Annotated in this window: 19 protein-coding genes and 1 pseudogene; 11 read left to right on the forward strand and 9 right to left on the reverse strand. The window is 71.1% G+C overall.

All coding sequences use genetic code 11. The annotated features are described in order from the left end of the window. The first annotated feature begins 343 nt into the window (after positions 1–343). Together EBH09_RS06815 and EBH09_RS06820 are read left to right on the forward strand one after the other, a co-directional pair. On the forward strand, positions 344–1,324 hold the full coding sequence (locus tag EBH09_RS06815) for a RecB family exonuclease (RefSeq protein ID WP_193776143.1): 981 nt from the start codon (positions 344–346) through the stop codon (positions 1,322–1,324). A 14-nt stretch (positions 1,325–1,338) separates the two neighbouring features. Further along, positions 1,339–2,010: a response regulator transcription factor gene (locus tag EBH09_RS06820; RefSeq protein WP_121746033.1), complete on the forward strand. Its 672-nt coding sequence runs from the start codon at positions 1,339–1,341 to the stop codon at positions 2,008–2,010. Between the two features lie 104 nt (positions 2,011–2,114). Here EBH09_RS06820 and EBH09_RS06825 read toward each other — a convergent pair whose 3' ends face one another. The 3 genes from EBH09_RS06825 to metH form a co-directional block, all read right to left on the reverse strand. Then, positions 2,115–3,716 (reverse strand): ABC transporter substrate-binding protein, encoded by a 1,602-nt coding sequence (locus tag EBH09_RS06825; protein WP_121746034.1) that lies wholly within the window; start codon positions 3,714–3,716, stop codon positions 2,115–2,117. A gap of 443 nt (positions 3,717–4,159) precedes the next feature. Then, the gene (locus EBH09_RS06835) at positions 4,160–4,861 is read right to left on the reverse strand and encodes an HAD family phosphatase (protein ID WP_121746036.1); all 702 of its coding nucleotides are present in this window, start codon (positions 4,859–4,861) and stop codon (positions 4,160–4,162) included. 139 nt (positions 4,862–5,000) lie between these two features. Then, positions 5,001–8,513, reverse strand: coding sequence for a methionine synthase (gene metH / locus EBH09_RS06840; protein ID WP_121746037.1), 3,513 nt, complete (start codon positions 8,511–8,513; stop codon positions 5,001–5,003). A 440-nt stretch (positions 8,514–8,953) separates the two neighbouring features. On the opposite strand from metH, the gene EBH09_RS06845 reads away from it, so the two are divergent. The 6 genes from EBH09_RS06845 to parJ all read left to right on the forward strand — a co-directional run bounded on the left by EBH09_RS06845 (position 8,954) and on the right by parJ (position 16,066). Next, positions 8,954–9,718 carry an IclR family transcriptional regulator gene (locus EBH09_RS06845; RefSeq protein ID WP_121746038.1) on the forward strand — a complete coding sequence of 255 codons (765 nt, stop codon included), beginning with the start codon at positions 8,954–8,956 and terminating at the stop codon, positions 9,716–9,718. 329 nt (positions 9,719–10,047) lie between these two features. Beyond that, positions 10,048–10,842, forward strand: coding sequence for an MIP/aquaporin family protein (locus tag EBH09_RS06850; RefSeq protein ID WP_121746039.1), 795 nt, complete (start codon positions 10,048–10,050; stop codon positions 10,840–10,842). An 85-nt stretch (positions 10,843–10,927) separates the two neighbouring features. Continuing rightward, the gene (glpK, locus tag EBH09_RS06855; RefSeq protein ID WP_121746040.1) at positions 10,928–12,466 is read left to right on the forward strand and encodes a glycerol kinase GlpK; all 1,539 of its coding nucleotides are present in this window, start codon (positions 10,928–10,930) and stop codon (positions 12,464–12,466) included. A gap of 8 nt (positions 12,467–12,474) precedes the next feature. After that, entirely contained in the window at positions 12,475–14,091 is a 1,617-nt protein-coding gene (locus tag EBH09_RS06860; protein ID WP_121746041.1) for a glycerol-3-phosphate dehydrogenase/oxidase, read from the forward strand. 149 nt (positions 14,092–14,240) lie between these two features. Beyond that, complete coding sequence (locus tag EBH09_RS06865; protein WP_121746042.1) at positions 14,241–14,912, forward strand: FadR/GntR family transcriptional regulator; 672 nt, start codon at positions 14,241–14,243, stop codon at positions 14,910–14,912. 152 nt (positions 14,913–15,064) lie between these two features. Further along, a complete protein-coding gene (parJ, locus tag EBH09_RS06870; RefSeq protein ID WP_121746043.1) occupies positions 15,065–16,066 on the forward strand; it encodes a filament polymerization regulator ParJ in 1,002 nt (333 codons plus the stop codon). Between the two features lie 83 nt (positions 16,067–16,149). On the opposite strand, the gene mshC is transcribed toward parJ, so the two are convergent. The 4 genes from mshC to EBH09_RS06890 form a co-directional block, all read right to left on the reverse strand. Then, positions 16,150–17,379: a cysteine--1-D-myo-inosityl 2-amino-2-deoxy-alpha-D-glucopyranoside ligase gene (gene mshC, locus EBH09_RS06875; protein WP_121746044.1), complete on the reverse strand. Its 1,230-nt coding sequence runs from the start codon at positions 17,377–17,379 to the stop codon at positions 16,150–16,152. Between the two features lie 113 nt (positions 17,380–17,492). Beyond that, a complete protein-coding gene (locus EBH09_RS06880) occupies positions 17,493–18,323 on the reverse strand; it encodes an SCO1664 family protein (RefSeq protein ID WP_193776144.1) in 831 nt (276 codons plus the stop codon). Next, positions 18,287–18,877: a DUF3090 domain-containing protein gene (locus EBH09_RS06885; RefSeq protein ID WP_121746046.1), complete on the reverse strand. Its 591-nt coding sequence runs from the start codon at positions 18,875–18,877 to the stop codon at positions 18,287–18,289. The genes EBH09_RS06880 and EBH09_RS06885 overlap by 37 nt, the downstream gene beginning before the upstream one ends. A gap of 75 nt (positions 18,878–18,952) precedes the next feature. Continuing rightward, on the reverse strand, positions 18,953–19,639 hold the full coding sequence (locus tag EBH09_RS06890; RefSeq protein WP_121746047.1) for a histidine phosphatase family protein: 687 nt from the start codon (positions 19,637–19,639) through the stop codon (positions 18,953–18,955). A 61-nt stretch (positions 19,640–19,700) separates the two neighbouring features. Here EBH09_RS06890 and corA point away from each other — a divergent pair, with 61 nt between their 5' ends. Further along, a complete protein-coding gene (gene corA / locus EBH09_RS06895; protein ID WP_193776145.1) occupies positions 19,701–20,696 on the forward strand; it encodes a magnesium/cobalt transporter CorA in 996 nt (331 codons plus the stop codon). Positions 20,697–20,720: 24 nt separating this feature from the next. Here corA and EBH09_RS06900 read toward each other — a convergent pair whose 3' ends face one another. Continuing rightward, positions 20,721–21,509 (reverse strand): ferritin-like domain-containing protein, encoded by a 789-nt coding sequence (locus tag EBH09_RS06900; RefSeq protein ID WP_121746049.1) that lies wholly within the window; start codon positions 21,507–21,509, stop codon positions 20,721–20,723. 247 nt (positions 21,510–21,756) lie between these two features. Then, entirely contained in the window at positions 21,757–22,812 is a 1,056-nt protein-coding gene (locus EBH09_RS06905; protein WP_121746050.1) for an LLM class F420-dependent oxidoreductase, read from the reverse strand. Between the two features lie 112 nt (positions 22,813–22,924). Here EBH09_RS06905 and EBH09_RS06910 point away from each other — a divergent pair, with 112 nt between their 5' ends. Next, a complete protein-coding gene (locus EBH09_RS06910) occupies positions 22,925–23,911 on the forward strand; it encodes an aldo/keto reductase (RefSeq protein WP_121746272.1) in 987 nt (328 codons plus the stop codon). Beyond that, positions 23,908–24,398, forward strand: a pseudogene (locus tag EBH09_RS06915) (DNA helicase RecD); the annotation flags it as partial. The gene EBH09_RS06910 and the pseudogene EBH09_RS06915, both read left to right, overlap by 4 nt.

The raw sequence follows: 24,398 nt of genomic DNA on the forward strand, positions 1-24,398 counted from the left end.
CCGGCGTCGCGGGACCCGGCGACGGACGGCCCGGCGTCTGCTCGGGCGGGCTGGAGTCCGCGGGGTCCGGCTGCGCGGACTCGGCGGCCGGGGCCGTGGGTCCTGCCTGGGGCTCGGCCGACTCGTCGTTGCCGGACCGCGGCTGCCCGCTCCCGCCGCTCACGTCCACGGTGTCCCCTCGTTCGAAGCGTCTCCCGCGCCTGCCGGGCGAGAGGGTCTCGTGTCGATGGTATGCGTCCGTCGCGGCCCGTTCCGCCCCGGCACCCCTGTCCTTCCCTTCCGTCGCACGGGTCACGGCCGCCGGCTGGGTCACTGTCAGTGGCGGGCCGTAGGGTCTGTGGGCATGGAGACGAGCATGGAGGATGTCGCGGAGGACGCCGGCGGACCCGCCCGACCGGCGGCGACGGTGGCGGACCACAAAGACACGACGGTGGACCCGGCGGCGGCCGCCGTCCCCTCGCCCGTGCCCGTGGCCATAGCGCCGGCCTCGCTCTCGCCCTCCCGGGCCGGCGACTTCATGCAGTGCCCGTTGCTGTACCGGTTCCGGGTCATCGACCGCCTGCCGGAGAAGCCGAGCGAGGCGGCGACGAGGGGCACCCTGGTGCACGCGGTGCTCGAGCGGCTCTTCGACGCCCCGGCGGCCGAGCGCACGGCACCGCAGGCGAAGGCGCTGGTCCCGGGCCAGTGGGACCGGCTGCGGGAGAGCAGGCCGGAGGTGGACGAGCTGTTCGCGGACGACCCGGAGGGCGAGCGGCTGGCTCGGTGGCTCGGCGAGGCGGAACAGCTAGTGGAGCGCTGGTTCACCCTGGAGGACCCGAGCCGGCTGGAGCCCGCCGAGCGCGAGCTGTTCGTCGAGGCCGAGCTGGAGTCCGGGCTGCGCCTGCGCGGCATCATCGACCGGGTCGACGTGGCGCCCACCGGCGAGGTGCGGATCGTCGACTACAAGACGGGCAAGGCGCCCCGGCCGCAGTACGCGGAGGGCGCGCTGTTCCAGATGAAGTTCTACGCGCTGGTGGTGTGGCGGCTGAGGAAGGTCGTGCCGCGGCGCCTGCAACTCGTCTATCTCGGCAGCGGCGACGTGCTCACGTACGACCCGGTCCTCGCCGATCTGGAGCGGGTCGAGCGCAAGCTGCTGGCGCTGTGGGAGGCCATCCGGCTGGCGACCGAGACGGGCGACTGGCGGCCGCGTCCCACCAAGCTGTGCGGCTGGTGCGATCACCAGGCGCACTGCCCGGAGTTCGGCGGCACTCCCCCGCCCTATCCGCTGCCGGTGAGGGCGGCCGACTCCGGCGGCACCGAGCAGGGCAGAATGGGGCCGGACTAGCGAAGGAGACTTACGTGGCCATCCGCGTCCTACTGGTCGACGACCAGCCGCTGCTGCGCACCGGCTTCCGGATGATTCTTGAGGCCGAGCAGGACATCGCGGTCGTCGGCGAGGCCGGAGACGGCCTCCAAGCACTCGACCAGGTGCGGGCCCTGCAGCCCGATGTGGTGCTGATGGACATCCGCATGCCGCGGATGGACGGTGTGGAGGCGACCCGGCAGATCACCGGGCCCGAGCGTGACGGCCCGGCGAAGGTGCTGGTGCTGACCACCTTCGATCTCGACGAGTACGTCGTGGAGGCGCTGAAGGCGGGCGCCAGCGGTTTCCTGCTGAAGGACGCCCCGGCCAACGAACTGGTGCAGGCGATCCGCGTGGTGGCGAGCGGCGAGGCGATGCTCGCGCCGAGCATCACCAGGCGGCTGCTCGACAAGTACGCCACGCACCTGCCCTCCGGCGACGAGCCGGTGCCGGACGCGCTGCACACGCTGACCGAGCGCGAGGTGGAGGTGCTGAAGCTGGTGGCCCGCGGCCTGTCCAACGCGGAGATCGCCGCCGATCTCTTCGTCAGCGAGACCACCGTGAAGACACACGTGGGTCATGTGCTGACCAAGCTGGGTCTGCGTGACCGTGTGCAGGCCGCGGTGTACGCGTACGAGAGCGGCCTGGTCCGCCCCGGCGCGCAGTAGACCGCTCGGCACCCGTCCGAACACGCGACACCGGCGCGTACGAAACCCGAAGGGCGCCCTCTTCTGTCGAGAAGAGGGCGCCCTTCGGTTCTGCCGGCGGGACGTCAGCCGCTCACACCCCGGCCCAGCTCCCACAGCTGGAGCGTCGAGGAGGAGTTGAGCAGGTAGGCCGTGCCCGTGACGTCGTCCCCGGCGGCGACGTACTGCTTGCCCTGCCACAGCGGGATCACCGGAACGTCGGCGGCGGTGATGTCCTGGATATCGGTGAGGCTGTCCACGGCGGAGAGCCGGTCGGCCTCGCGACGGGACTCGGGAATCAAGGTGTTCCTGATCTCCGGGTTCGCGTACGGCGAGTTGAGGGTGTTGTCCTTGTCGAGGAACGGCGCGATGAAGCTGTCCGCGTCCGGGAAGTCGGGGAACCAGCCCATGCCGAAGACGTCGTACTCGCCCTTCAGCTCCGCCGGGCGGAACTTGTCCCAGGGCGCGCCCTTGATGTCGATGTCGAAGAGACCGCTGTCGTTCAGCTGCTTCTGCAGCTGCTCGAACTCCTGCTTGGTCGCGGCACCGTAGTGGTCCGTCGTGTAGTGCATGGTCAGCTTCACCGGCGTCTCGATGCCCGCGTCCTCCAGCATCCCCTTGGCCTTGCCCACGCTCGGGTCGCCGTACTTGTTGAAGAACGAGTTGGAGTGACCGGTGATGCTGGCCGGGACCATCGAGTACAGCGGCTCGGCCTGGGAGCCGTAGACCTCGGAGACGAGTTCGCTGCGGTTGATGAGCTGGGCCATCGCCTGGCGGACGGCCTTGTCCTTCACCGTCGGCGCGTCCGTGTTGAAGCCCAGGTACCGGATCTCGAGGCCGGCCACCTCGATCAGGTCGATGTCGCCGTCCGTGGCGTTGGCGAGCTTCCGGATCTGGTCCGGCGTCATCGCACGCGTCATCACGTCGATGTCACCCTTGTCGAGCGCGGCGCCCATGGCCTCGGCGTCGTCGAAGGACACCATTTCGACCTTGTCGTTGTTCACCTTCAGGCTCCCCTTGTAGTCGGGGTTCTTGGTGAACACGGCCTTGGTCATCTCGTCGTTCTTGACCTCGGCCTTCATGGTGTACGGGCCGGAGCCCGTCAGCTCGAAGCCCTCGCGCAGCTTGCCCTTCTCGTAGTCGTCCGGGTTGACGATGCCCGCGACCGGGGTCGACAGCTTGAACGGGAAGGTCGCGTCGGCGGTGTTGAGGTGGAAGATGACCTCGCGGTCGCCCTGCGTCTCGACGGTGTCGACGGTCGACAGCAGGCCGTACACCTGGCTGTCGGCCTTGATGGACAGGGCACGCTCGATGGAGAACTTCACGTCGTCCGCGGTGACGGCGTCTCCGTTGGCGAACTTCAGGCCGTCGCGCAGGGTGCAGGCATAGCGCTCGTTGCCGGTATCGGTGAATCCGCACTTCTCGGCGGCCTCGGGTACGGGTTCACCGTCGCCGCGGGGCTGGATCATCAGGGTCTGCGTGGTCTGACGCAGGACGTTCCAGGAGCCGACATCGTAGGCGTACGCCGGGTCGAAGGGCGCGGGTGCCTCCTCCGAGGCGGTGAACCGGTCCGTGGTGCCGACGACGATCGCGTCCCCGCCACTGCCGCTGTCGGACCCGCCGCAGGCGGCGAGCACCGGCGCGAGCAGGCCGACGACGGCCGGCAGCACCAAAGTCTTGCGGTTCATGCTCGAGTTTCTCCAGAGCTGTCGGTCCGTGTATCCGGCATGCAGGGGTGTCGCGGCGGATCACGGGGGTAGTGGCCGATGTTCTCGCGACGAGATTAGTCCGCGCCCGCACGGGGGCTCGCAGCCACCGGAGTTGAGGACTCATCACGGAGTGAAACCGGTCGTGGACACACCGAAAACCCGACAGTGGAAGGATTAGTGCAGGGTTTCATCAATCAGGACACAAGGGCACCTCGACAACGTTCGCCAGACGCGAGCCAGCACACTTACGCCACCCTGTCGACCCCTGACAACGTGGCGAACGTCACACAGGAGCTTCTGTCGGCGAGCACCTGAATTCGGCCATCCGGAGCGGCGGAATTCCCCCGCCGCGCGCCCCGCGTCGTCTCGCGCGGACGTTCCCGGAATTGCCGCGTTAACCCCGCCGCACGCTGGGTGAACGCCTAGCGCATTTGTGTCATCAGACCGCGCAGAAATGTCAGGTCGACCTCTTCCAGCGAGTCGACCACCGTGCGGCGTACGGCCGGGGTGATGGGGGCGACCGAGGGCACGGCCACGACGTGGCAGCCGGCGGCCTCCGCGGCGGCGACCCCGGTCGCGGTGTCCTCGACGACGGCGCACCGGGCCGGGTCCACCCCGAGCCCGGCCGCGGCGGCCAGGTACGGGTCCGGGTGGGGCTTGGTGCGCGGCACCTCGTCGCCCGCGACGGTGAGGCCGAAGTGCTGGGGCCCCAGCGAGGTCAGCACCCGGTCGATGATGCGCCGGTGCGAGGCGGAGACCAGGGCGGTGGGGATCTCGTGTGCGGAGAGCTCCGCGAGCAGCCGGGAGGCTCCCGGCATGAGCGGCAGGCTACGGCCGATGCGCTTCTCGAAGCCGTCGTTGAGCAGCACGCTGAGTTCGGCGAGGGTGATGTCGGCCCCGGTGGCCTCGATCAGGAATCCCGCGCTGCGGCTCATGGGGCCGCCGACGACCACGTGGCGCCAGGAGTCGTCGAGGGTGTGGCCGAGGGAGGCGAAGACCTCGGCCTCGACGTCCCACCAGAAGCCCTCGGTGTCGACCAGGGTGCCGTCCATGTCGAGGAGCACCGCCTGGAGGGCGGAGCCTTCGGCCGTACGGGTTCCTAGCGCGGGGACCGTACTGGTCATCCACGTACCTCCTTGAAGGGACGATCAGGCCGGTTCCCACGAAGGGAACCGGCCTGCGGTGGACCGACCAGTGTACGTCGTGCGGGACGGGAACGCCTGGTGTGGCCGCGGAAGCGGTACGGAGGCGCCCTCCGGCGCCTCAGCGGGCGTTGAAGTACTTCGCCTCCGGGTGGTGGATCACGATGGCGTCGGTGGACTGCTCGGGGTGGAGCTGGAACTCCTCCGACAGGTGGACGCCGATGCGCTCCGGCTGGAGCAGGTCGGCGATCTTGGCGCGGTCCTCCAGCTCCGGGCAGGCGCCGTAGCCGAGGGAGAAGCGGGCGCCCCGGTACTTCAGGGCGAACATGTCCTCCATCTCGGCGGGGTCCTCCCCGGCGAAACCGAGCTCGGAGCGGACGCGGGCGTGCCAGTACTCGGCGAGGGCCTCGGCCAGCTGTACGGACAGGCCGTGCAGTTCGAGGTAGTCGCGGTAGGCGTTGGCCTGGAACATCCGGGCCGTCTCCTCGCCGATCCGGGAGCCGACGGTGACGACCTGGAAGCCGACCACGTCGGTCTCGCCGGACTCCTCCGGGCGGAAGAAGTCGGCCAGGCACAGGCGCCGGCCGCGCCGCTGGCGCGGGAATGTGAACCGGGTGCGCTCGTTGCCGGCCTCGTCGAGGACGATCAGGTCGTCGTCCTTGGAGACGCACGGGAAGTAGCCGTAGACGACGGCCGCTTCCAGCAGGTTCTCCGTCTGGAGCCGGTCCAGCAGCCCGCGCAGTCGCGGCCGGCCCTCGGACTCGACCAGTTCCTCGTACGAGGGTCCCTCGCCGGTCCGGGCCTGCTTCAGACCCCACTGGCCCTTGAACAGGGCGCCCTCGTCGAGCCAGGACGCGTACTCCTTGAGCTGGATGCCCTTGACCACACGCGTGCCCCGGAAGGGTGGCTCGGGGACCGGGTTGTCGGTGGCGACGTCGGAGCGGACGTGGCCCTCCTCGGGACGCTCCTCGACCTCCACCGTGGCGGCGCGGACCCGGCGCTGGCGCAGTTCGGGCAGTTTCGCGCCGGGCACGCCGCGCTTGATGCCGATCAGGGCGTCCATCAGCCGCAGGCCCTCGAACGCGTCACGGGCGTAGCGGACCTCGCCGTCGTAGATCTCGTGGAGGTCCTGTTCGACGTAGGCCCGGGTGAGGGCGGCACCGCCGAGGATGACGGGATAGTCGGCGGCCAGCTTGCGCTGGTTGAGCTCCTCCAGGTTCTCCTTCATGATCACCGTGGACTTGACCAGGAGCCCGGACATTCCGATGACATCGGCACGGTGCTCGCCGGCCGCCTCCAGGATCGCGGAGACCGGCTGCTTGATACCGAGGTTGACGACGTTGTAGCCGTTGTTGGACAGGATGATGTCGACGAGGTTCTTGCCGATGTCGTGGACGTCGCCGCGGACGGTGGCCAGCACGATCGTGCCCTTGCCGTCGTCGTCCGTCTTCTCCATGTGCGGTTCGAGATGGGCCACCGCGGTCTTCATGACCTCGGCGGACTGGAGCACGAACGGCAGCTGCATCTGGCCGGAGCCGAACAGCTCGCCGACCACCTTCATGCCGTCCAGCAGGGTCTCGTTGACGATGTCGAGGGCCGGACGCTGTGTCAGGGCGTCGTCCAGGTCCTGCTCCAGGCCGTTCTTCTCGCCGTCGATGATGCGGCGCTTGAGGCGCTCGTCCAGCGGGAGGGCGGCCAGCTCGTCGGCCTTGGAGGCCCGCAGCGACTTGGCGGTGGCGCCCTCGAACAGCGCCATGAGCTTCTGCAGCGGGTCGTAGCCCTCACGGCGACGGTCGTAGATCAGGTCCAGGGCGGTGGTGACCTGCTCCTCGTCGAACCGCGCGATCGGCAGGATCTTGCTCGCGTGCACGATCGCCGAGTCCAGGCCGGCCTTGACGCACTCGTCCAGGAACACGGAGTTGAGCAGGATGCGGGCGGCCGGGTTGAGGCCGAAGGAGATGTTCGACAGCCCGAGCGTGGTCTGCACGTCCGGGTGGCGGCGCTTGAGCTCGCGGATGCCCTCGATGGTGGCGACGCCGTCGCCGCGGGACTCCTCCTGGCCGGTGCAGATGGTGAAGGTCAGGCAGTCGACGAGGATGTCCGACTCGTGGATGCCCCAGTTGCCGGTCAGGTCGTCGATCAGCCGTTCGGCGATCTCGACCTTCTTCTGAGCGGTGCGGGCCTGGCCCTCCTCGTCGATGGTCAGCGCGATCAGCGCCGCCCCGTGCTCCCGCGCCAGCCGGGTGACCTTCGCGAAGCGGGACTCGGGACCCGCGCCGTCCTCGTAGTTGACCGAGTTGATGACCGCCCGGCCGCCGAGCTTCTCCAGCCCGGCGCGCAGCACCTCGACCTCGGTGGAGTCCAGGACGATCGGCAGCGTCGAGGCGGTCGCGAACCGCCCGGCCAGCTGCTCCATGTCCGCCACGCCGTCGCGGCCGACGTAGTCCACGCACAGGTCCAGCATGTGCGCGCCCTCGCGGATCTGGTCGCGGGCCATCTCGACGCAGTCGTCCCAGCGGCCGTCCAGCATGGCCTCGCGGAACTTCTTGGAGCCGTTGGCGTTGGTCCGCTCGCCGATGGCCAGGTAGGAGGTGTCCTGCCGGAACGGCACGCTCTGGTACAGGGAGGCCGCACCCGGCTCCGGACGCGGGTGGCGCTCGGTCGGAGCGGTGCCCCGCACCCGCTCGACGACCTGGCGCAGGTGCTCGGGCGTGGTGCCGCAGCAGCCGCCGACCAGGGACAGGCCGTACTCGCGCACGAACGTCTCCTGCGCGTCCGCCAGCTCCGGCGCGGTCAGCGGATAGTGCGCGCCGTCCTTGCCCAGGACCGGCAGACCGGCGTTGGGCATGCACGACAGCGGGACGCGCGAGTGCCGGGCGAGGTAGCGCAGGTGCTCGCTCATCTCCGCCGGGCCGGTCGCGCAGTTCAGGCCGATCATGTCGATGCCCAGCGGCTCCAGCGCGGTCAGCGCCGCACCGATCTCCGAGCCCAGCAGCATCGTCCCGGTCGTCTCCACCGTCACCGAGCAGATCACCGGCACGTCCAGCCCCAGGGCGTCCAGCGCGCGCCGGGCACCCAGCACCGAGGCCTTGGTCTGCAGCAGGTCCTGCGTCGTCTCCACCAGCAGAGCGTCCGCGCCGCCGGCGACCAGACCCTCCGCGTTGCGCTGATAGGCGTCGCGCAGGACGCCGTAAGGGGCATGGCCCAGGGTGGGCAGCTTCGTGCCCGGGCCCATGGAGCCCAGCACCCAGCGCTGCCGGCCGTCCCGCGCGGCGAACTCGTCGGCCACCTCACGGGCCACCCGCGCACCGGCCTCCGACAGCTCGTGCACGCGCTCGGGAATGTCGTACTCACCGAGCGCCGAGTGGTTCGCACCGAAGGTGTTCGTCTCCACGCAGTCCACGCCGGCCGCGAAGTACTCCTCGTGCACCGAACGCACGATGTCGGGCCGGGTCAGGTTCAGGACCTCGTTGCAGCCCTCCAGCTGCTGGAAGTCGTCCAGCGAGGGGTTCTGCGCCTGCAGCATGGTGCCCATCGCACCATCGGCCACCACCACACGGGTGGCGAGTGCCTCGCGGAGGGCGGACGCACGGGTCCGGGTGTCGGCGGACGGGGTGGATGGCGACGAGGCCATGAAAGGGCTCCCTAGGATGCGACGGCTGTCGGCTTTGCGCTGCCCGGTGCCGTCCGCTGGGAACGTCCCGGGGGAGAACGCACGCCGCCAGGGTAGCCGGGACCGGGGGCTGATGGTCGGGGCGTCCACGAGACGGACGAGTATGGCGGGGCGGACGCCCTCCGACGGTGCCCGCCGAAGGGGTGAACATCCCGGCTCCGGGACGGGCCGGAATCGGGCTCGGGCGCCCCGGAGGCGCGCCCGGCGCGTCCGGGGGCGGTCGGCGGACCGCTGATGGGCGGGCCGGAACGCAGGTCCGGGTCTTCTCGGCGTGGCCGGAGTGCAACAGTTGCCAGCGGACCATTAGCGGGAGGTCGGCATCGACCGGTAGTGTTCGGCATTGCCGAACGACGTCAGCGACGCCGAGGTCGGCAGTCGAAGGGGACGGAGGCAGTACGTCGATGGCACGGAACATCCAGTCGCTCGAACGGGCGGCCGCGATGCTGCGCCTGCTCGCGGGCGGCGAGCGGCGGCTCGGCCTGTCGGACATCGCCTCGTCGCTGGGCCTGGCCAAGGGCACCGCCCACGGCATCCTGCGCACCCTCCAGCAGGAGGGCTTCGTCGAGCAGGACGACACCTCCGGGCGCTACCAGCTGGGCGCCGAGCTGCTGCGCCTGGGCACCACCTATCTCGACGTGCACGAGCTGCGGGCACGCGCCCTGGTGTGGACGGACGACCTGGCGCGGTCCAGCGGTGAGAGCGTCCACCTCGGCGTCCTGCACCAGCAGGGCGTCCTGATCGTGCACCACGTCTTCCGGCCCGACGACAGCCGGCAGGTGCTGGAGATCGGGGCCATGCAGCCGCTGCACTCCACGGCCCTGGGCAAGGTGCTGTCGGCCTACGACCCGGTCGCGCACAGCGAGGCACTGGAGGCCGATCGCAAGGCGTACACGGACCGGACCGTCTGCGAGCCGGACAGGTTCGAGCACATCCTGGACATCACGCGCGCGCGTGGCTACGCCGCCGACGTCGAGGAGACCTGGGAGGGCGTCGCCGCCATCGCCGCCCCGATCCACGACCGCAGGCGCATGCCGGTCGGCGCGGTCGGTATCAACGGGGCCGTGGAGCGGCTGCGCCGGGACGGCGAGCTGCGGCCCGAGCTGGTCGCGGCGGTGCGGGACTGCGCCCGCGCGGTGTCGCGGGACCTGGGCGCCGGGCGGTTCTAGGGCACGCGGCAACGAGCAGAGAAGCCGAAGGCCGGGACGCCGAACGCGTCCCGGCCTTCGGCGTTCCCCGGCAGGACACACCGCACCCGAAGATCGATAGCCCAGGACGATCAATAACGATCGTGCTTTCGATTACAGAGCTCTTGACGCATGCGCGACGCCGAAGCGAGACTCGCGTCCATCGGTCGGCATTGTCGAACACCTACCGGCAATACGCGTTAGAGTGTGACAACGCCAAGGGCCGCCATCGCTCTCATACCGAGGGCGCCGGAACACCCGGAGGGACCCGGGGTTCGGCTTCCCCTGGACGAAGGACAAAGGAGTCGCGGGTGTCCAGCTCCGACATCTTCATCGGCGAGACCATCGGTACCGCCATACTCATCCTGCTCGGCGGCGGCGTGTGTGCCGCCGTGACGCTCAAGGCCTCCAAGGCCCGCAACGCCGGCTGGCTCGCCATCGCCTTCGGCTGGGGCTTCGCCGTCATGACGGCGGTGTACATCTCGGGCCCGCTCTCCGGCGCCCACCTGAACCCCGCCGTGACGGTCGGCATCGCGGTCAAGGACGGCGAGTGGGGCAACGTCCCCACCTACTTCGCCGGGCAGATGCTCGGCGCCATGATCGGCGCGGCCCTGGTCTGGGCCGCCTACTACGGCCAGTTCCTCGCCCACCTCACCGACCGCGAGATCGTCGGCGGGCCGGGCGCGCAGGACACCACGGCCAAGGCCGTCGAGGCCCAGGAGAAGGGCGCCGGCCCCGTGCTGGGCGTCTTCTCCACCGGCCCCGAGGTCCGCAACGCGGTGCAGAACCTCTCCACCGAGATCATCGGCACCTTTGTCCTGGTGCTCGCCGTCCTCACCCAGGGCCTGAACGACGAGGGCAACGGCCTGGGCATCCTCGGCGGCCTGATCACCGCGCTGGTGGTCGTCTCGATCGGTCTGTCCCTCGGCGGGCCGACCGGCTACGCGATCAACCCGGCCCGTGACCTCGGCCCGCGCATCGTGCACGCCCTGCTGCCCCTGCCCAACAAGGGCGGCTCCGACTGGTCCTACGCCTGGGTCCCGATCGCCGGTCCGCTGATCGGCGGTGCGCTCGCCGCAGGTGTCTACAACGTCGCGTTCGCCTGAGCGGGCATCCGCTCGGCCATCATCGAGCCGCAGAACACGCGCCGTACGCACCGGCCACCACACCACGGAAACCCAGGAGCACACTGTGACCGACGCTCACACCGCAGGCCCGTTCATCGCCGCGATCGACCAGGGCACGACCTCTTCCCGCTGCATCGTCTTCGACCGCGACGGGCGCATCGTCTCCGTCGACCAGAAGGAGCACGAGCAGATCTTCCCCAAGCCGGGCTGGGTCGAGCACGACGCCACCGAGATCTGGACCAACGTCCAGGAGGTCGTCGCCGGGGCGGTCGAGAAGGCCGGCATCACCCGTGACGACATCAAGGCCATCGGCATCACCAACCAGCGCGAGACCACCCTCGTCTGGGACAAGAACACCGGTGAGCCCGTCCACAACGCCATCGTCTGGCAGGACACCCGCACCGACGCCCTCTGCCGGGAGCTGGGCCGCAACGTCGGCCAGGACCGCTTCCGCCGCGAGACCGGCCTTCCCCTGGCCTCCTACTTCGCCGGCCCCAAGGCCCGCTGGCTGCTCGACAACGTCGACGGCCTGCGGGAGCGCGCCGAGGCGGGCGACCTGCTCTTCGGTACCATGGACACCTGGGTCATCTGGAACCTGACCGGCGGGGTGAACGGCGGAAAGCACGTCACCGACGTCACCAACGCCTCGCGCACCATGCTGATGAACCTGCACACCATGCAGTGGGACGAGAAGATCGCCGAGTCGATCGGCGTGCCGACGCAGATGCTCCCCGAGATCCGCTCCTCCGCCGAGGTCTACGGCGAGATCACGGGCGGCCGGCTGGGCGACCTGCTCGGCGGCATCCCGGTCGCCTCCGCGCTCGGCGACCAGCAGGCGGCCCTGTTCGGGCAGACCTGCTTCTCCGAGGGCGAGACCAAGTCGACGTACGGCACCGGCACCTTCATGGTGATGAACACCGGTGACAAGCTCATCAACTCCTACTCGGGCCTGCTGACCACGGTCGGCTACAAGATCGGCGACCAGGACACGGTCTACGCCCTGGAGGGCTCGATCGCCGTCACCGGCTCGCTGGTGCAGTGGATGCGCGACCAGATGGGCCTGATCTCCACCGCCGCCGAGATCGAGACCCTCGCCCTGACGGTCGAGGACAACGGCGGCGCCTACTTCGTGCCGGCCTTCTCCGGCCTGTTCGCCCCGTACTGGCGCTCCGACGCCCGCGGTGTGATCGCCGGTCTCACCCGGTACGTCACCAAGGCGCACCTCGCGCGCGCCGTCCTGGAGGCCACCGCCTGGCAGACGCGGGAGATCGCGGACGCCATGACGAAGGACTCCGGTGTGGAGCTGACCGCCCTCAAGGTCGACGGCGGCATGACCTCCAACAACCTGCTGATGCAGACCCTCGCCGACTTCGTGGACGCCCCCGTGGTGCGCCCGATGGTCGCCGAGACCACCTGCCTCGGCGCCGCCTACGCCGCCGGTCTCGCCGTCGGCTTCTGGAACAGCACCGACGACCTGCGCGCCAACTGGCGACGGGCCGCCGAGTGGACCCCCCGCATGGACGCGGAGATCCGCGACCGTGAGTACAAGAGCTGGCTCAAGGCCGTCGAGCGGACCATGGGCTGGCTCGAGGACGAGGAGTAAGAACCGCAATGACCACTCAGTCCACCCTGCAGTCCGTGCCTGCCCTGGGTACGCACCCGGCCTCCGGCTCGAACCCGAGCCGGGCCGAGACCCGGGAGCAGCTCTCCAAGGCGTCGTACGACCTTCTCGTGATCGGCGGCGGCATCCTGGGCATCTCCACCGCCTGGCACGCCGCGCAGTCCGGTCTCAGGGTGGCCGTGGTGGACGCCGGCGACTTCGCCGGTGCCACTTCCTCCGCCTCCTCCAAGCTGCTCCACGGCGGTCTGCGCTACCTGCAGACCGGCGCGGTGAAGCTGGTGGCGGAGAACCACTTCGAGCGCCGTGCGGTCTCCCGCCAGGTGGCCCCCCACCTGGCGAACCCGCTCACCTTCTACCTCCCCGTGTACAAGGGCGGGCCGCACGGCGCGGCGAAGCTCGGCGCCGGTGTCTTCGCGTACTCGGCGCTGTCCGCCTTCGGTGACGGCGTCGGGCACCTGCTCTCCCCGGCCAAGGCCGCGCAGGACGTGCCGGAGCTGCGCACCGACAACCTCAAGGCCGTGGCCGTGTACGGCGACGACCAGATGAACGACGCCCGCATGGCGCTGATGACCGTCCGCGCGGCGGTCGATTCGGGCGCGGTCGTCCTCAATCACGCCGAGGTCACCGGCCTGCGCTTCACCAAGGGCCGGGTGACCGGCGCCGAGCTGAAGGACCGGCTGACCGGCGACGAGTTCGGGGTCAGCGCCCGCCTGGTGCTCAACGCCACCGGCCCCTGGGTCGACCACCTGCGCCGGATGGAGGACCCGAACGCGGCCCCGTCCATCCGCCTCTCCAAGGGCGCGCACCTGGTGCTCAAGCGCACCGCCCCGTGGAAGGCCGCGCTGGCCACCCCGATCGACAAGTACCGGATCACCTTCGCCCTCCCCTGGGAGGACATGCTGCTGCTCGGCACGACCGACGAGGAGTTCGAGGGCGACCCGGCGGACGTCGCGGTCAACGACAGGGACATAGCCCAGATCCTCGACGAGGCCGCGTTCTCCATCCGCGACCAGCAGCTCGACCGGGACCTGATCACGTACTCCTTCGCGGGTCTGCGCGTGCTGCCGGGCGGTCCCGGTGACACGGCGAAGGCCAAGCGCGAGACGGTCGTCAGCGAGGGCCGGGGCGGCATGCTGTCCGTCGCGGGCGGCAAGTGGACCACCTTCCGCCACATCGGCCGTACGGTCATGAAGAAGCTGGAGGCGCTGCCGGGCCACCCGCTGGGCGACGACTTCGAGCCGATCGCCTCGCTGCCCAAGAAGCTGCCGCTGCCCGGCGTGGCCAACCCGCGCGCGGTCGCGCACCGGCTGCTGGTGGACGGCCCGGCGCCCGGCCCGCGCATGGCGGCGGACACCGCCCGGCACCTGGCCACGCACTACGGCTCGCTGGCCTTCGACATCGCCCGCCTGGCCAACGACAACCCGGAGCTGGCCGAGCGGGTCCACCCCGACGCCCCGGAGATCTGGGCGCAGGTCGTGTGGGCCCGGGACAACGAGTGGGCCGAGACGCAGGACGACGTGCTGCGCCGGCGGACCACGCTGACGATCCGCGGCCTGGCCACGGACGACGTCCGCGCGAAGGTCCAGGACCTGCTCGACAAGAAGTAGGACCTGGCCACCCCCGCTGCGTGAGGCGGCGGCTCCGCGCCGATGGAGCCGCCGCCTCACGCGTGCGCGTGGCAGGTCGCGCCGGCCCTCATAATGTCGAGAGACATCGGATGTCTGAGCGGCATCCCGGAGACACAGGGAGGTCGGCCGTGGCGGTCACCGACGAGGCGATCGAGAAGATCAAGGGCATGATCGTCTCCGGCGCGCTGCGGCCCGGCGACCGGCTTCCCAGGGAGAGCGAGCTCGCCGCCGGCCTGGGGCTGTCCCGCAACTCCCTGCGCGAGGCCGTACGCGCCCTGTCCCTGATCCGGATCCTGGACGTGCGGCAGGGCGACGGCACCTACGTCAGCAGCCTGGATCCGCAGCTCCTGCTGGAGGCCATCGGTTTCGTCGTCGACTTCCACCGCGACGACACGGTCCTGGAGTTCCTCGCCGTGCGCCGCATCCTGGAGCCGGCCGCGACCGCGATGGCGGCCTCCAGGATCACCGACCGGGTGCTGGACGAGCTGGAGGGCGGCCTGGACGCCCTCGGCGGCGAACCGTCGGTGGAAGCACTGGTCGCCTGCGACCTGGAATTCCACCGGGGCATCGTCGGAGCCTCGGGCAACTCGGTGCTCTGCTCTCTCCTCGACGGTCTGTCCGGGCCCACCACGCGGGCCCGCGTCTGGCGCGGACTCACCCAGGAGGACGCGGTCAGCCGCACTCTGTACGAGCACCGCGCGATCCTCGAAGCACTGCGCGACCGGGACGCGGAGGCGGCGCGCTCCTGGGCGACGGTGCACATCGCGTCCGTGGAGCAGTGGCTGCGCTCCACCCTCTGACCCGGCTCCGATCCGGCCTCGGCGGCGGGTGTCCGGCCGCCGGGAACGGGGCAGTGATGCGTTCACTCCCCCGTACAAGGGGGCTGCGGGCGGTCCCTCGGCACGCCGTAAGGTTGGGGGGTACGCGAGGGCACGTCGGAAGGAGGCGCTGGGTGATCGAGCTCGAGGGGGTTCCCGAGCTGGTCGACCCGGTCATGGTGGCCGCGTTCGAAGGCTGGAACGACGCCGGCGACGCCGCCTCCACCGCGGTCGCGCATCTGGACAGGGAGTGGAAGGGCGAGGTGTTCGCGGCGCTGGACGCCGAGGACTACTACGACTTCCAGGTCAACCGCCCCACGGTGTTCATGGAAGCCGGCGTCCGCAAGATCACGTGGCCGACGACGAGACTCTCGGTGGTCCGGGTCGGCGGCGACAAACCACGCGACCTGGTCCTCGTCCGCGGCATCGAACCGTCCATGCGCTGGCGGTCGTTCTGCAACGAGCTGCTGGGCTTCGCCCACGAGCTGGGTGTCGAGCTGGTGGTCGTCCTGGGCGCCCTGCTGGGCGACACGCCGCACACCCGTCCGGTCCCGGTCAGCGGGACCACGTCGGACGCCGACCTGGCCCGGCGCATGGACCTGGAGGAGACCAAGTACGAGGGCCCCACGGGCATCGTCGGCGTCCTCCAGGAGGCGTGCACGCACGCGGGCGTACCGGCCGTGTCGCTGTGGGCCGCGGTGCCGCACTACGTGTCGCAGCCGCCGAACCCGAAGGCCACGCTGGCCCTGCTGAACCGGCTGGAGGACCTGATCGACGTGCGCATCCCGCTGGGCGAGCTGCCCGAGGACGCGCGTGCCTGGCAGGTGGGTGTGGACCAGCTGGCCGCCGAGGACAGCGAGGTCGCCGAGTACGTCCAGTCGCTGGAGGAGGCCCGGGACACCGCGGAGCTGCCGGAGGCGTCGGGCGACGCGATCGCCCGGGAGTTCGAGCGGTATCTGCGGCGCCGGGACGGCTCCGGACCGGGCGGGCCGGGTGGACCGGGTGGTCACGCCACGGCCGACGGCGGCGACGGCTCCTCCGGAACGCCGTATCTGCGGGACAACCCCAGCGGCCGTACGCGTCCGCCGAGGCCGCCGAAGACGAGCGGGGACGACGAGGAGTCGTCGGAGGACTGAACGAACGGAGACAGGGGCGCTTCCCAGCGGGAAGCGCCCCTGTCTCCGTCTGTGCACCTGCCGTTGCGGTAGGTGCGCCTGCTTTACAGCGCCACGCCCAGCAGCGCGTCGACCGCGCGGGAGACGACGCCGGGGGCGCCGATGTCCGTGCCGCCGTTCTCCTGCTGGAGCGCCGCCCAGCGGTCGACGGCGTCGAGCGCGGCCGGGGAGTCCAGGTCGTTCGCCAGGGCCTCGCGGATCTCCTCGACGAGCGCCTCGGCGGGCGGGCCGTCCGGCCGGGAGACGGCGGCGCGCCAGCGCTCCACCCGGGCGAGCGCGTCCTGAAGCACCTGGTCGGTCCACTCCCAGTCGGAGCGGTAGTGGTGGGCGAGCAGCGTGAGCCGGATTGCGGCCGGGTCGACGCCCTCGCGGCGCAGCTGCGAGACGAAGACCAGGTTGCCCTTGGACTTGGACATCTTCTCGCCGTCGAGACCGACCATGCCGGCGTGCACGTACGCCTTGGCCATGGGGAACTCGCCGGTGAGCGCCTGAGCGTGCGAGGCGCCCATCTCGTGGTGCGGGAAGGCCAGGTCGGAGCCGCCGCCCTGGACGTCGAAGCCCATGCCGAGGTGGTCGAGGGCGATGGCGACGCACTCGATGTGCCAGCCGGGGCGCCCGCGGCCGAGCGAGCCCCCGTCCCAGCTGGGCTCGCCCTCGCGGGCGGCCATCCACAGCATCGGGTCGAGCGGGTTCTTCTTGCCCGGCCGGTCCGGGTCGCCGCCGCGCTCGGCGGAGAGCAGCCGCATGGCGGCGGCGTCGAGGTGGGAGACGCCGCCGAAGTGGGGGTCGGACTCGACGGAGAAGTAGGTGTCGCCCTCCAGCTCGTACGCCGCGCCCGCGTCCCGCAGCCGCTCGACGAGCGGGACGATGCCGGGTATGGCCTCCACTGCGCCTATGTAGTGCCGCGGCGGCAGCATCCGCAGCGCCGTCATGTCCTCGCGGAAGAGGACGGTCTCCTTCTCGGCGAGGGCGGTCCAGTCGACGCCGTCGCGCACGGCCCGCTCCAGCAGCGGGTCGTCGACGTCGGTGACGTTCTGGACGTAGTGAACCTGCCGCTTGTTGTCGAGCCACACGCGCTGTACGAGGTCGAACGCGTTGTAGGTCGCCGCGTGCCCCATGTGGGTGGCGTCGTACGGCGTGATGCCGCAGACATAGATGCGGGCGACGGGACCGGGGTCGAGAGTGACCAGGCCGCCGGTCGCGGTGTCGTGGATCCTCAGGTCGCGACCCTGACCAGGCAGGGCGGGGACCTCGGAAGCGGGCCAGGCATGCATGTCATGAGCGTAACCGGACGGGTGTTCCGTACACGAACCGGACCGGGCCGGATGGCCGGTAGGGCGCTCTTGCGCGAAACCGGCCGTTGTGCGATGGGGGCGGTACCGGCTCGCTAGACCGGCGGCCAGGGGATGGCCGGCCATTCGCCGCTCGGTTCCGGGTGCTTGCCGGAGGCCAGCAGCGCGTCGACACGCGCGCGCGTGGCGTCGAGTTCGGCGGGGGTGATCAGCGCGCCGAGCCGGATCGCCAGGGCCCCGCCGTCCTTCAAAGCCTCTCTGAGGGCGTCGAGCACCGCCAGGGCCTCCCCGGTGAGCGGATCCCCCGCCCAGCCCCACAGCAGGGTCCGCAGCTTGTTCTCGGCGTGGAAGGTCACCCCGTGGTCGATGCCGAACAGCCGTTCCCCGTTCGCGGGCAGCAGATGACCGCCCTTGCGGTCGGCGTTGTTGAGTACGGCGTCCAGTACGGCGAGCCGGCGCAGCCGCTCGTCGTCGGCGTGCACGAGCAGCGCGGTGCGGCCCTCGCCGACCTCGGCGAAGGCGATCGCCTTCCAGCCGGGACCGGGCTCCTCGTCCTCCACGAGGGCCAGCAGCTCCGTCTCCGGCACCGCCTCGATCCACAGCTGGCACATGCCCTCGCCGTACGGACCGTCCCGCAGCACGGTGGGCGGCACGAGGCCCCAGCCGGTCGCCTCGGAGACCTCGTACGCGGCGACCTCGCGCTGGGCGAGGCTGCCGTCGGGGAAGTCCCACAGGGGCCGCTCCCCGGCGACCGGCTTGTAGATGCAGGCCGCCTCGCGTCCCTCGTGCGTCACCGTGCAGTACAGCGCCGCGTTGGAGGCTTCCCGGATGCGTCCGCGCACGGTCAGCTCGCCCCGGGCGAGCAACTCGGCGGCCGCCGCGTCGGAGGTCACGCTCCGCGGCGGTATCCGTTCTGGCGCGGACATACGTGTCCTTCCGGGTCGAGCGGGAGGCTGCACAGCGGGCACGGCGGCCGCCCGGCGTTGACGACGTCGAGGGCGCGCTTGGCGAAGGCCCTGGCCTGCGCGCCGGTGAGGCGGACCCGGAGCATCGGGGGGCCGTTCTCCTCGTCCTGGAGCAGCCGCTCCTCGGCCTCCGCCAGGTCCTCCTCGGACTCGGCGTCCAGCTCCACGAGGGCCTGCGCCTCGACGATCATGCGCTGGTCCTCACCGTCCCAGGCCAGCGCCATGGTGCCGACCCGGAACTCCTCCTCGACGGGGGTGTCCAGCGGGGCGGTGTCGGCGGGCTCCGTGGGCGCCATGGCGGGGACGACGGTGCTGCCGCCGCTGCGCCGTACGACCTCGTCGAGGAGTTCGTCCATGCGCTCGGCGAGAGCGGCGACCTGGGTCTTCTCCAGGGCCACGCTGGTCACCCGGGAGCCTGCGGTGGCCTGGAGGAAGAACGTACGGCGCCCGGGCAGCCCGACCGTACCGGCCACAAAACGTTCCGGTTGGTCGTAGAGGAACACCTGACGGGACACGTCCTGTCTCCATGGGAGTCGGGGGAAGTTGAGCGGGGCACTGCTGCAACCGCTTCACCCTACTGCGGCCGACGATCACGGTGCGCCCGCACCACCACCGACGGCGGCCTGGTCACCGGGGGGCTCCTCGTGCGGGGCCAGGGAGGCGAAGTCACCGGTGTCGCCGAGGCGGACGAGGAACGGGCGCAGCCGGGTGTAGCGGATCGCGGTGACGGAGCAGGGCTCGACGGAGATCCGCTGGAAGAGGTCGAGATGCAGGCCGAGTGCCTCCGCGACGAGGGACTTGATGATGTCGCCGTGGGAGCACATGAGGTAGACGGCGTCGGCGCCGTGGTCGCGCTCCACGCGCGCGTTCCACTCGCGCACCGCCTCGGCGGCTCGGGTCTGCATCGCGCGCATCGACTCGCCGCCGGGAAACGCCGCGGCGGAGGGGTGCGCCTGCACCACCTCCATCAGGGGCTCGTCCTTGAGCTCGGCGAGCTTGCGGCCGGACCAGTCCCCGTAGTGGCACTCCCCGATCCGGTCGTCGGTGTGCGCCTTCAGCCCGGGCCGGGCGTCGAGCAGTGGGCGGATCGTCTCCTGGCAGCGCTGCAGCGGGCTGGCGACGATCTCTGAGAGCGGCAGGGCGGCGAGCCGGCCGGGCAGCGCGGCGGCCTGCGCGGCCCCGCGTTCGTCGAGGGCGACGCCGGGCGTCCAGCCGGCGAGCAGCCCCTCGGTGTTGGCGGTGGAACGTCCGTGCCTAACCAGGATCAGCGTGGGCATGCGGCCAGGGTAGGCGTACGGCGCGGTGCGAGGGCGCCGGGGCGAAGGGAGAATGCGTTCGGTGATCGTCGACTGTGCCATCTACCGGGACGGGCACCGCACGGACGGACCCGAGGACTTCTCCGACGCGCTCGGCGAGGCGCGGACCGCGGGCGGCTTCGTCTGGATCGGGCTGCATGAACCGACGGAGGACGAGTTCGACCTGGTCGCCCAGGAGTTCGGGCTGCATCCGCTGGCGGTGGAGGACGCTCTGAAGGCGCACCAGCGGCCCAAGCTGGAGGTGTACGAGGACTCGCTCTTCGCCGTCCTCAAGCCGGTGGTGTACGAGCCGGAGAGCGACGCCGTCTCCGCCGACGAGCTCATGATCTTCCTGGGCGACGCGTTCGTGGTCGTCGTCCGGCACGGCGAGGGCGCCCCGCTGAAGGCCGTACGGCAGCGGCTGGAGCACGAGCCCGAGCTGCTCGGCAACGGGCCCACCGCGGTGCTGTACGCGATAGCGGACGCCACCGTCGACCACTACCTGGACGTCGCCGTCGAGCTGCAGAACGACCTGGAGGAGCTGGAGGCCGAGGTCTTCTCCCCGGACGGCGGCGGCTCGCGGCACACCGCGTCCCGGATCTACACCTTCAAGCGGCAGGTCCTGGAGTTCCGCCGGGCGACGGGGCCGCTGGCGCCGCCGCTGGCCCGGTTGGCGGGGACCGGGGCGTTCGGCGCCGGGGTGCCGTTCGTGAACGAGAAGGCGCGGCCGTTCTTCCGCGACGTGAGCGACCACCTCATGCGGGTGAACGAGTCGGTGGAGGGCCTGGACCGGCTGGTGTCGGACATTCTGTCGGCGCATCTGGCGCAGACGAGCGTCCGGCAGAACGACGACATGCGGAAGATCTCCGCGTGGGCGGCCATGGCGGCGGTCCCCACCATGCTCGCGGGGGTCTACGGCATGAACTTCGACCACATGCCGGAGCTGCACTGGGAGTGGGGCTACCCGGCGGTGATCGCGCTGATGGCCGCTCTGGAGGTGCTGCTGTTCCGGCTGTTCAAGCGCCGGGGCTGGCTGTAGGGCCAGGTGGCCCGCGGTCGGCCGTCAGGCGACCTCCGGGGCCGCGGCGGCGGGACCGCCGAGCGCGTCGCGCCGTTCGGGTGCCCGCAGCGTCACCATGCGGTGCCAGCCGGCCAGCCGCTCGTAGGCGTACATCGCGTGGATGCCCGCCGCGAGCACCGCCGACCTGGTGCGCGGCCAGCCGAGGAGGCGCCCCATACGGTCCATCACCGCGAGGCTGACGTCCCGGTGGACGCGGATCTCGGCGAGCGCGCACTCGCGCAGCGTCCGCTGGATGTACCGGCGGTGTCCGGCGGCGGCGAAGCGCAGCAGCTCCTCGTGGGAGTAGGCGAGGTGGTTGTCCTCGTCGGCCGAGATCATCCGGACGGCCCGGCCCAGCTCGGGATGGTCCGCGAAGTATTTGAGGAGCATCGCCATCTGCTCGGCCGCGCGCTGCTCGGTGACCCTGCTGTGCGCGAGGTAGGTGATGATGTCCCGTTCCGTGAGGGGCGCGTCGGCCTTGAGCTTCTCGTGGGCGAGGCCGATGCCCTGCCGCTCCAGGAGCATGGTGTAGTCGGTCTCGGGCGGCACCGCGACGGGTTCGAGGCCGCGCTTCTTCAGCAGGGCGTGGAAGATCCGTCCGTGCTTGTCCTCGTCCGCGCCGTGCCGGGTGATCTTCGGGGCGAGCGCGAGCTCGCTCTCCGGTACGAGAGCCGCGACGCGCGCGTTCTCCCAGCCGCCCTGCGACTCGCCGCTGGCCGCGATGGAGCAGAAAAGACGGAACGCCTCGTCGTCGTCGAGGATCTCCTGGAACAGACTCCTGGCCGAAAGCATGGGTGGCACCTCTCTGCCTCTGCAAGGTCGCGCAGGCTCCGCAGTCTCCGCGAAGACCGAGTCAAGTGCGGGAGACGAGAGGCGGCAACAGGTGCGGCGGGCAACTCAGCCAAACGAAGGACGGCCGGGAACGCGAGGAGGCGTAACCACACGCGCGTGGGCGCGTTGTTCTCCGTGACGGCCGTGGCGGGGAAGACCCCCGAGCCCCCACCACGGCCGCAGAAACCTACCGACGGACGTGGGCTCCCTACGCGAGTCCGGCCCGCTCCAGGGCCTCCGTGCCGGCGCGGAGCGCGGCGAGCCGCTCGTCCAGGGTGAAGCCCGCGGGCGCGAGGGTCAGCGTGGTGACGCCTGCGGCGGCGTAGGCCTTCATCCGGTCCGCGATGCGGTCCACGGAACCGATCAGCGTCGTCTGGTCGATCAGGTCGTGCGGGACGGCCGCGCCGGCACCCTGCTTGTCGCCGGACAGGTACTTGTCCTGGATCTCGGCGGCCTCCGCCTCGTAGCCCATGCGCTGGGCGAGCTGGTTGTAGAAGTTCTGCTTGCGGCTGCCCATGCCGCCGACGTAGAGCGCCGTGTAGGGCCGGAAGGTGTCGGCGAGCGTCGTGAGGTCCTTGTCGTCGCCGAGGGCCAGCGGCAGGGTCGGACAGACGTCGAAGCCGTCGAGGGTCTTGCCCGCCTTCTCGCGCCCGGCGCGCAGGTGCCGGATCGCGGTGTCCTCCAAGTGGTCGGCGGACGGGAAGATGAGCAGGGCGCCGTCGGCGATCTCGCCGGTCTGCTCCAGGTTCTTCGGGCCGATCGCGGCGATGTAGAGCGGGATGTGCTCGCGCTGCGGGTGCACGGTCAGCTTGATCGGCTTGCCGGGGCCCCCGGGCAGCGGCAGCGTCCAGTGCTGCCCCTCGTACGACAGCCGCTCCCGCGTCATCGCCTTGCGCACGATCTCGACGTACTCGCGGGTGCGGGCCAGCGGCTTGTCGAACTTGACGCCGTACCAGCCCTCGGAGACCTGCGGTCCGGAGACGCCGAGGCCGAGACGGAAGCGGCCCTTGGAGAGGGAGTCCAGGGTGGCGGCCGTCATCGCGGTCATCGCGGGCTGGCGGGCCGGGATCTGGAAGATGGCCGAGCCCACGTCGATGCGCTCGGTCTGGGCGGCGACCCAGGTGAGCACGGTGGCCGCGTCGGAGCCGTAGGCCTCGGCGGCCCAGCAGACGGCGTAGCCGAGCCGGTCGGCCTCCTGGGCGACGGCCAGGTTGTCCGCGTCCATTCCGGCACCCCAGTAGCCGAGGTTGATCCCGAGCTGCATGGCCGATTCCCCTTACTGATGAGTAACGTCTTCTGGGCCCCGACCTTAGCGCGGGAATTCGGTTGTCCACAGGCCCCCACAGCGCAAGCCGTGGCCAGTAATGTCGGCGTTCATGGAGCAGAGGCATCTCGGCCGCACCGGCCTGCGCGTGTCCCGCATCGGTCTCGGCACCCTGACCTGGGGCCGGGACACCGACGAGCATGACGCCGCGGACCTCCTGAAATCCTTCTGGGAAGCGGGCGGGACCCTCGTCGACACCGCGGACGTGTACGGCGACGGGGAGTCCGAGTATCTGCTCGGGCGGCTCATGGAGGGCCTGGTTCCGCGTCGGGACCTGGTGATCTCCACGAAGGCCGGCAGCGTGCCGGATCCCGACCGCCGCTTCGACGGTTCGCGCGCCCACCTGCTCTCCGCGCTGGACGCCTCGCTGGCCCGCCTCGGCACGGACCACGTCGACGTGTGGCACCTGCACGCCTTCGACCCGCACACGCCGCTGGAGGAGACGCTGCACGCCCTCGACGTGGCGGTGAGCAGCGGGCGCGCCCGGTACGCGGGAGTGTCCAACTTCTGCGGCTGGCAGCTGGCCAAGGCGGCGACCTGGCAGCTGGCGGCGCCGGGCGTGCGGAACCGGCTGGCGAGTACGCAGATGGAGTACTCGCTGCTCCAGCGGGGCATCGAGCGCGAGGTGCTGCCGGCCGCCCTGGACCTGGGGATCGGTCTGCTCCCCTCCTCGCCGCTGGGCCGCGGGGTCCTCACCGGCAAGTACCGCAAGGACACGACGCCGTCGGACTCGCGCGGCGCCTCGGAGCATCTGGCCCCGTTCGTCGCGCCCTACCTCGACGACACGGCCGGCCACATCGTGGACGCGGTGGCGACGGCGGCGGACGGGCTCGCGGTGACGCCGCTCCAAGTGGCGCTGGCCTGGGTCCGGGACCGGCCCGGCGTGGTCGCCCCGATCGTCGGCGCGCGCAACGCACAGCAGCTCACGGCGGCGTTGTCAGTGGAGACCCTTAGTCTTCCTGACGAGATCTGCCGGGCTCTCGACGACGTGTCGACGCCCGTGCACCGCTATCCCGATCACGACTGGAGCACGCTGTGAGCACGGAGCCCGAGCCCGCCTCTGAGGACACCGCGGACGCCGTGGACGCCGGGCCGGACACCCCGGGCACCGCGAACGGGGCCGAGCCGGACACCGCCGGGGGCGAGGTGCCGGCCGACGGGACCGAGGTGCCGGCCGACGGCCGGGCTCCGGACGCCGAGGCTGCTGCCGGGGAGGCCGAGCAGCCGGCCGGCGGTACGGACATCGGCGGCGGTACGGACATCGACGACGCGGCCGGAGACGAAGCGGCCGGGGAGGCCGGCGACGCGGGGGACGAGGTGCCCGCCGGGCAGCCGGGCGGTGAGAGCGCGGACGGCGGCGGCGCGGCGCCTCAGGTCTCCGAGGCCGAGGCCGAGCTGGCCGCTCAGCGGCTTGTGCGGGAGCGGATCGAGCGGCGGAAGGCCGAGAAGCAGGCCCCGATCGACGCCGGGACCAAGCTCAGCGGCACGGCGGCCGATCTGCTCGCGGCGGTGAGGGCCGTGGAGAG

This window comes from Streptomyces sp. E2N166, assembly GCF_003671715.1.
Lineage (GTDB): Bacteria > Actinomycetota > Actinomycetes > Streptomycetales > Streptomycetaceae > Streptomyces > Streptomyces thinghirensis.

Bases quoted from the DNA above. Each gene is read 5' to 3' on its own strand.
- EBH09_RS06825 (WP_121746034.1), bottom strand. From the start codon at position 3,716: ATGAACCGCAAGACTTTGGTGCTGCCGGCCGTCGTCGGCCTGCTCGCG.
- mshC (WP_121746044.1), bottom strand. From the start codon at position 17,379: ATGCATGCCTGGCCCGCTTCCGAGGTCCCCGCCCTGCCTGGTCAGGGT.
- EBH09_RS06905 (WP_121746050.1), bottom strand. From the start codon at position 22,812: ATGCAGCTCGGGATCAACCTCGGCTACTGGGGTGCCGGAATGGACGCG.
- EBH09_RS06900 (WP_121746049.1), bottom strand. From the start codon at position 21,509: ATGCTTTCGGCCAGGAGTCTGTTCCAGGAGATCCTCGACGACGACGAG.
- EBH09_RS06880 (WP_193776144.1), bottom strand. From the start codon at position 18,323: ATGTCCGCGCCAGAACGGATACCGCCGCGGAGCGTGACCTCCGACGCG.
- EBH09_RS06815 (WP_193776143.1), top strand. From the start codon at position 344: ATGGAGACGAGCATGGAGGATGTCGCGGAGGACGCCGGCGGACCCGCC.
- EBH09_RS06890 (WP_121746047.1), bottom strand. From the start codon at position 19,639: ATGCCCACGCTGATCCTGGTTAGGCACGGACGTTCCACCGCCAACACC.
- EBH09_RS06845 (WP_121746038.1), top strand. From the start codon at position 8,954: ATGGCACGGAACATCCAGTCGCTCGAACGGGCGGCCGCGATGCTGCGC.
- EBH09_RS06835 (WP_121746036.1), bottom strand. From the start codon at position 4,861: ATGACCAGTACGGTCCCCGCGCTAGGAACCCGTACGGCCGAAGGCTCC.
- EBH09_RS06910 (WP_121746272.1), top strand. From the start codon at position 22,925: ATGGAGCAGAGGCATCTCGGCCGCACCGGCCTGCGCGTGTCCCGCATC.
- EBH09_RS06860 (WP_121746041.1), top strand. From the start codon at position 12,475: ATGACCACTCAGTCCACCCTGCAGTCCGTGCCTGCCCTGGGTACGCAC.
- metH (WP_121746037.1), bottom strand. From the start codon at position 8,513: ATGGCCTCGTCGCCATCCACCCCGTCCGCCGACACCCGGACCCGTGCG.